The 6,846-nt window shown below is 62.7% G+C and carries 7 protein-coding genes; 3 read left to right on the top strand and 4 right to left on the bottom strand.

All coding sequences use genetic code 11. From position 1 onward, the window contains the following. Positions 1 to 31: 31 nt before the first annotated feature. The 4 genes from M529_RS45890 to tnpA are packed head-to-tail and all read right to left on the bottom strand — an operon-like array spanning position 32 to position 2,966. Positions 32 to 631 carry a plasmid pRiA4b ORF-3 family protein gene (locus M529_RS45890; RefSeq protein WP_021317575.1) on the bottom strand — a complete coding sequence of 200 codons (600 nt, stop codon included), beginning with the start codon at positions 629 to 631 and terminating at the stop codon, positions 32 to 34. Continuing rightward, entirely contained in the window at positions 628 to 2,160 is a 1,533-nt protein-coding gene (tnpC, locus tag M529_RS45885; protein ID WP_021317576.1) for an IS66 family transposase, read from the bottom strand. The genes M529_RS45890 and tnpC overlap by 4 nt, the downstream gene beginning before the upstream one ends. 57 nt (positions 2,161 to 2,217) lie before the next feature. Beyond that, positions 2,218 to 2,580, bottom strand: a complete 363-nt coding sequence (gene tnpB / locus M529_RS45880; protein WP_021317577.1) for an IS66 family insertion sequence element accessory protein TnpB — start codon at positions 2,578 to 2,580, stop codon at positions 2,218 to 2,220. Next, positions 2,577 to 2,966: an IS66-like element accessory protein TnpA gene (tnpA, locus tag M529_RS45875; RefSeq protein ID WP_021317578.1), complete on the bottom strand. Its 390-nt coding sequence runs from the start codon at positions 2,964 to 2,966 to the stop codon at positions 2,577 to 2,579. The genes tnpB and tnpA overlap by 4 nt, the downstream gene beginning before the upstream one ends. Here tnpA and M529_RS47905 point away from each other — a divergent pair, their 5' ends adjacent. The 3 genes from M529_RS47905 (at position 2,967) to M529_RS48730 (ending at position 6,834) form a co-directional block, all read left to right on the top strand. Then, positions 2,967 to 3,620, top strand: a complete 654-nt coding sequence (locus tag M529_RS47905; protein ID WP_152522676.1) for a hypothetical protein — start codon at positions 2,967 to 2,969, stop codon at positions 3,618 to 3,620. A gap of 94 nt (positions 3,621 to 3,714) precedes the next feature. After that, on the top strand, positions 3,715 to 5,922 hold the full coding sequence (locus tag M529_RS45865) for a TonB-dependent receptor (protein ID WP_161626384.1): 2,208 nt from the start codon (positions 3,715 to 3,717) through the stop codon (positions 5,920 to 5,922). 154 nt (positions 5,923 to 6,076) lie between these two features. Beyond that, positions 6,077 to 6,834 (top strand): IS5 family transposase gene (locus tag M529_RS48730; protein ID WP_128830903.1). Its coding sequence is split into 2 segments (ribosomal slippage): positions 6,077 to 6,410 and positions 6,410 to 6,834, totalling 759 coding nucleotides; the frame shifts between segments, so codons are not numbered across the junction. The last annotated feature ends 12 nt before the right edge of the window (positions 6,835 to 6,846 follow it).

Genomic DNA, 6,846 nt, shown 5'->3' with positions numbered 1-6,846 from the left:
CGTAAGCGTGGTCTGAGGGCCGCAGTGATGATCAGGCCTCGTTGATGGTGTGAGCGGCTTTGCCGGAGGCCCTGCGTTTGGCGAGCGTGGCCATGCGAGTGTGGATTTCGTCGGGGCTGATGTCGTCGGGATCAAAGGGACGCCCATACCATTGCAGCACTGACTTGCGTTCCGGATGGCGCGGCTTGGCCATGGCTTCAAGAAATTCCTCGAAGCCCGGGAGACCGCCGACATCCTCGGGTGGTGCGCGGCGCGCGCCGTCGACGAACCGGGGGTAATGCAAGGCCGGATCGGCGGAGAGAACCTCCTCGATGACGATGCTGTGCCGCCAGTCGTCGCCAAAATCATATGTGTAGGAGAAGGCGGTGACGCCGCGCTCGATGAGCTTGGTGAGCCGCTGGTTGCCGGCGTCGCGGGTCGGCGGGTCCATATAGTCATCGTCGAACCGGATGCCGTAGCTGGCCTCGCCGATATCGAAGCGAAACAGGTGGTAGTTCTCGAACAGCATAACGGCCTGGATCGCCAGATGCAGGGTCTTGAGGCTGTTGGAGATGGGCAGTTCGACCCGCCGCCAGATGGCGGGCTTGATGTCGTCGAGTGTGATGCGAATCCGGGCGATCTGGTCGGTCATGCCGCCATGCTGACGGGCGTGCCGCCGGCTGTCCAGTTCCAGGGCATGAGCTCGTCCCAGCGCGAGGCTGGCCAGTTGCTGGCGATCTTCTCGACGACGTCGGCGATATAGGCCTGCGGCTCGACGCCATTGAGTTTGCACGTCTCGATGATGGAATAGATGGCGGCGGCGCGTTCGCCACCGGCCTTCGAGCCGGTGAACAGCCAGTTCTTGCGGCCGATCGCGATGGACCGGATCGCCCGTTCGGCGATGTTGTTGTCGATCTCGGCGTAGCCATCATCAAGGAAGCGGGTCAGCGCCGTCCAGCGCTTGCGGCCATAGGCGAGTGCCTTGGCCATCGCCGACTTTGGCGACAGGCGACGCAAGGCGTCGTCGATGGCGGTGCGCAAGTCATCGACCAGCGGCTTGCAATGCCGTTGCCGGTGCTGACGCCGAACATCGGGCGGTTGCCCTCGAATATCGGCCTCATGCCGATATAGCTGCGTAATCCGCTCCAAAAGGTCGGTCGTGAGCGGCGTTGGGCTAGTGGCGTGGTTCTCGAAGATCTTGCGCCGGAAGTGCGCCCAGCAGGCGACCTCTCTCACCCGGCCGTCCTCGTAGAGCTTGTCGTAGCCGGCATAGCCGTCGGCCTGAAGGAGGCCGGAGAAGGATTTGAGCTCGGTCTGCGGATGGATGCCGCTGCGATCGGGCGTGAACTTGTACCAAACAAGCGCCGGGCCGGCGACGCCTGAAGCCCGATCATCGACGACATAGGCCCACAGCCTGGCCGTGGCAGTCCTTCCCCTGCCGGGATCGAGCATCGGCACGGGTGTATCATCGGCGTGGATCTTGCCGGCCTTGAGACCTTCCTCGCGGATACGGCTGACGATGGGATCGAGCAGCGCGGCGGCCTGTCCGGCCCAACCGGCCAAGGTCGAGCGATCGATATCGATGCCCTGTGCCGCCATCATCTCGGCCTGCCGATACAAGGGCAGATGATGATCGAACTTGTTCACCACCACATGGGCCAGCGTTGCGAAGCTGGCTTTGCCGCGCGCAATCGCCTTGGGCGGCGCCGGCGCCTGAATGATCTTCTCACAGGAGCGGCAGCTATACTTGGGACGCACGGTTCGCATGACGCGCCATTGCACGGGTAGCACGTCGAGCATCTCGTCGCTGTCCTCGCCCAGCGGGCGCAGCGCGCCGCCGCAATCGGGACAGGTGCAGGTGCCGGCCGCCGGTTCAATACGACGCTCCTCGCGCGGCAGATGCGCCGGCAACGACCGGATCGGTGCCGGGCGTTCATTGCGATCCGCAAAGGACGAACGCGTGCCGGCAAGTTGGGCTTCGCCCTCCAGTTCTTCCAGCGCCAGTTCCAGCTGTTCGATCTGCAGGGACAGCTTCTCGGAGGACTGACCAAAGGTCATGCGGCGAAGCTGGGCAAGCTGAACGCGAAGGGCCGCAATGAGGCTGTCGCGTGCCGCCAAGGCCGCTTCCAGCTCGGCGATCCGGGCGTCCTTGTCGAGGAGGGAAGAAGCAGCGTCCGACACGGCGAACCGCTAGCATAAAGTGCCTCTTTGCGCCACAAAAACAACGGTAATCCGCCATTAGCCGGCCAAACATGGTGCTGCTGTGCGTTCCGGCCGGCGCCAGTCAATGCCCTCTAGCAGCATCGATAGCTGCGCCGCACTGAGGATCACCTTGCCCGTCTTGGTAGTCGGCCAGACGAACTTGCCTCGGTCCATCCGTTTGGAAAACAAACACAGGCCCTGACCGTCATACCAGAGCAGCTTCACCAGATCGCCGCGCTTGCCCCGGAAGGCAAACAGGGCGCCCGAATGCGGGCTCTGCTCAAGCACCTGCTGCGTCATCACCGCCAGCCCGTCGAACCCTTTGCGCATATCGGTCGCGCCACAGGCCAGGAATATCCGGGTGGAGCCTGTGCCCGCAAAGCCGGGGAGCGGGATCATCGGGCAGTCAGGACCGCGAGCACGCGTACCAGCGCATCGGTGTTGACAGATCCATCCACGGTCAGACGTACGCCCGACGGAAGCTCGATCCCGATCTGGCCACATGTGAGCGTCGGTTCAGGTGGCGCTGTGGCCGGCATCGGCGGCCCGGCCACTTCAACTTCGGCGAAAGATGTCAGTGCCGGCAGTTGCACTCCGGTCAACTCGCCCGACATCGCCTGCCGCCGCCATGTGTAAATCTGGCCGCTGCCAACCTCGTGCCGTTCGCAAGCATCCAGGACCGATCCGCCCGAACCGAACGCATCGCGCAGAATCGCCAGCTTCTGCTCCACCGTCCAGCGCCGCCGGCCCGATATCCGGCCAACGACCTCAATCCGAGTGGTCATATGACCGCTCGTATGACTACTCGCCCCATCAGCCTCGCTATCGTCCAAAACCGCCGCTCCCCAAAAGAGCCGCAATCAGCCTATCCTACCGATCTCGCGCAAGGCGGCCTGCTCACCACGCTTACTCTTCATCTGGGATCCATCGGCAACGAGAGCATGCGATCAGGCAGCATGCATGTAAGCGAAAGGGACGGCGCAGTGCGCGCCGAACTCGTGATGCCTGGCACCATTTGTCCGTTCGGCCCGTTGGAGGGGCAGCTCTGCGACCAGTGGAACAACGTCGAATGGCATGCGCCGGCTGCGATGATCCTTGATTTCGGCGCGGTCCCTCCGGGAGCACCGCCCATTCAGGATGATGGCGGCTACGCTTTTCACATCTTCACGCCGGAGACCGAGCGGACCACGCATTACTTCTTCGGGAGCTCCGGCTCCTACGGCGAGGAGGAGGCCTGGATGCCGAAGATGATCGGCGAGCTTCAGAACCGGGTATTCCTCGAAGAAGACAACCCGATGATGGAGGCCATCGAGGAGCGGATGGCCGGACGCGACTTTTGGGACCTCAAGCCAGCAATCCTGTCCAGCGATGCGGCCGCGGTAAGGGTGCGGCGCAAGATCGCCAAGCTCTGCCGGCAGGAGGCAAGGGTCCCAGGGTAGGCGCCGCCAGCGCCACAGAACCACAGATCAAGACACGGGAGGATATATGACTTTTCCATCCTTGCGTCACGGCGCGCTCTGCAGCGCGGCGGTGATGGCGCTCGCGCACGCTCCGGCCTTCGGGCAGGACAATTCCGCGCGGAATGGCGGCGAACCAACGTCGCAGGGCGCGTCCGGCATTTCCGATATCGTGGTCACTGCTCAGAAACGCGCTGAGTCCGTGCAGGACATTCCCATCGCGGTATCCGCGATCGGTGGAGCGGCGCTGGCGCAACGCGGTGCGACCGATCTGACGGCGATCGCCTCGACAGTGCCGGGCCTCAACGTATCCGAACAGGTGGGACAGGCCCGCCTTACCCTGCGCGGCATCGGTGTCGACAACATTTCGACCGGTGCGGAGAGCAGCGTCGCTTTCAACCAGGATGGCGTCTTTTTCTCACGATCCGCGGCCGCCCTGGCCTCCTTCTACGATGTCGAGCGCGTCGAGGTGCTCCGCGGTCCGCAAGGGACACTTTATGGTCGAAACGCGACGGGCGGCAGCGTCAACATCCTGACCAATCGGCCGACTTTCTCGACCAAGGGAGGTATAAGCCTCACCTACGGAAACTACGACAACGTGAATGCCGAGGCCTATTACTCGACGGGCCTTAGCGACAAGGTGGCCGTGCGCGTGGCGGGGCAGATCCAGAACCACTCCGGCTACGGAAGGAACCGTCTGACCGGCGCCGACGTCGACGACAAACATTCTCGGGCAGTCCGGGGGCAGCTGCTGTTCGAACCGACCGAGCGACTGACCATTCTCATAGGCGCCGACTACTACAACCAGAAGGATCGATCCAACACCTACCATTATTTCGGACCCGCGGGATTTACCGCCGCCGGGGATCCGGTAACGCCAACTGGCTTGCTCCTTGGCGGCTTCGATCCAGGCCCGCGCAATGTCGCCAGCGTCCGCAATCCGTCCAATAGCGCGGAATTCTGGGGCGCGCGCGCCGACATCTCCTACGAATTGACGGATAACCTCACCCTCCGCTCCCTCTCTGCCTACCGCAGCAGCGACTTCGTAGTGGAATCCGACCTAAACCCGATCGGCGTCAATCTCTTTCCGATCGACTTTGGTGAGACGTCGGGCGAATATTCGCAGGAACTGCAACTCAACCTCGACACCGACAGTCACAAGCTGGTCGTCGGCGCCTTCTATATGCATGAGAATATCGATGGCTTCATCAGGGGTCCGCTCAACCTCCGCGCCGTCGGCGGGCCGGACCTGTTCGTTCAGGGCTTCTACTCGGGCGGACGGCTGAAGACCGACGCGGCTGCCGTCTTCGCTCAGGACAGCTATTCCGTCACGGACCGTCTTCGCCTTACTCTGGGCGCACGCTATAGCTGGGAAAAGAAGAGGGTCGCTGACCAGTCGGACTTCAACTTCGACGATCTCTACGACCCGGCGAACGGTCCTCGTGATCAGGTGCATCGTGCGGACAAGAACTTCAACGCCTTCACGCCCAAGATCGGCGTCGATTTCGACATCGCGGACAAGACGATGGTCTACGCGTCCTATTCGAAGGGATTCAAGGCAGGCACGTTCAACCTCGGCTCGGCGGGTCCGGCCCTCGATCCGGAGAAGGTCGACGCGTACGAGATCGGCCTGAAATCGACTCTCTTGGACGGTCACCTGCGCGCCAACATCTCGGGCTTTTACTACGACTATTCGGATCTTCAGGTTGGGAAGGTCCAGGGTCAGCTCCTCGTCCTCGAGAATGCGGCTGCGGCCGAGATTTACGGCATCGAAGGCGAGTTCACGCTTGAGCCGGTTCGTGACCTTATCGTCGGCGTAAATGCCAGCTGGCTGCATGCACGCTTCAAGCGCTACGTCACCGCTGACCAGGCTCGACCGCGCGGCGACGGATCGACGCGCGACGAGAATGGCGTACCGGCATTCGACCTTGCGGGCAACGCGCTACCCCAAGCGCCAAACTACACGATCGACCTCTCGGCTCAGTACAGCTTCGACGTGCCGGGGGGGGCACTGACCATCAGAGGGGAAAGCTTCTGGTCCGACCGGGTCTTTTTCTCACCCTTCAACCTCAACTACATGTCGCAGCCCGCCTACGATGTGCAGAACGCCTACGTAACCTATCGCACGGACAGCGGGCTGCGGCTGACCGGCTTCATTCGGAATATCGGCAACGAAACGATCCGCGCATCAGGCCAGGTGGCTACGACGCTCCTCGGCTCGCCCGTGCTCGGGTTCGTGAAACCCCCGCGAACCTACGGACTGACCGTCGCCTTCGATCTGTGACCGGCACCGATCGTGCGCGCACCGCCGGTTCGGTCGGCATACAACGGGACGGGGAGGTCGTAACAGAGGATAGGTGCCGGGACTAAACACCTAGGCTCAGGACCCATTGATTGGCTGAGAGCGATGTGATTCAGGCTCCGCGAGGAGACTGAGCATGAGCGACCTGTATTGGCTGACGGACGAGCAGATGGCGCGTTTGTCGCCGTATTTTCCCAAGAGTCACGGCAAGCCTCGGGTTGATGACCGGCGGGTGCTGAGCGGGATCATCTTCGTCAATCGCAACGGGCTGCGCTGGCGAGACGCGCCCAGGGAATACGGTCCGCACAAGACGCTCTACAACCGATGGAAACGGTGGGGCGAGATGGGCGTGTTTGGCCGGATGATGGAGGGTCTGTCCGCCCAGAAAGCCGAACCGCAGACCCTCATGATCGATGCGACCTATCTCAAGGCCCACCGCACGGCTTCCAGCCTTGGGGTAAAAAAGGGGATCTCGGCCGCCTGATCGGACGGACCAAGGGCGGCATGAACACCAAGCTTCACGCCGTCACCGATGCCAACGGCCGCCCCTTGAGCTTCTTCATCACGGCCGGCCAGATCAGCGATTACACCGGCGCGGCAGCCCTGCTCGATGATCTGCCCAAGGCGCAGTGGATGCTGGCTGACCGGGGCTATGACGCCGAATGGTTCAGGGACGCGCTCGAGCAAAAGGGCATCACGCCCTGCATCCCGGGCCGGAAATCCCGTTCCTTTCCAGTGAAATACGACAAGCGCCGATACAAACGCCGCAGCCGCATCGAGATCATGTTCGGCCGCCTGAAAGACTGGCGCCGTGTGGCAACCCGCTACGACCGCTGCCCAACCGTCTTCTTCTCCGCCATCGCCCTCGCAGCTACCGTGCTCTTCTGGCTGTGATCAACGAGTCCT

It is taken from the genome of Sphingobium ummariense RL-3, assembly GCF_000447205.1.
GTDB classification, from domain to species: Bacteria; Pseudomonadota; Alphaproteobacteria; order Sphingomonadales; family Sphingomonadaceae; genus Sphingobium; species Sphingobium ummariense.
This window is presented reverse-complemented; position numbering and strand designations above follow the sequence as displayed.

Excerpts from the sequence above, each read along its gene's own strand:
- tnpA (WP_021317578.1), bottom strand. The coding sequence starts at position 2,966 with ATGACCACTCGGATTGAGGTCGTTGGCCGGATATCGGGCCGGCGGCGC.
- M529_RS45890 (WP_021317575.1), bottom strand. The coding sequence starts at position 631 with ATGACCGACCAGATCGCCCGGATTCGCATCACACTCGACGACATCAAG.
- M529_RS45865 (WP_161626384.1), top strand. The coding sequence starts at position 3,715 with ATGGCGCTCGCGCACGCTCCGGCCTTCGGGCAGGACAATTCCGCGCGG.
- tnpB (WP_021317577.1), bottom strand. The coding sequence starts at position 2,580 with ATGATCCCGCTCCCCGGCTTTGCGGGCACAGGCTCCACCCGGATATTC.
- M529_RS47905 (WP_152522676.1), top strand. The coding sequence starts at position 2,967 with ATGACCGCTCGTATGACTACTCGCCCCATCAGCCTCGCTATCGTCCAA.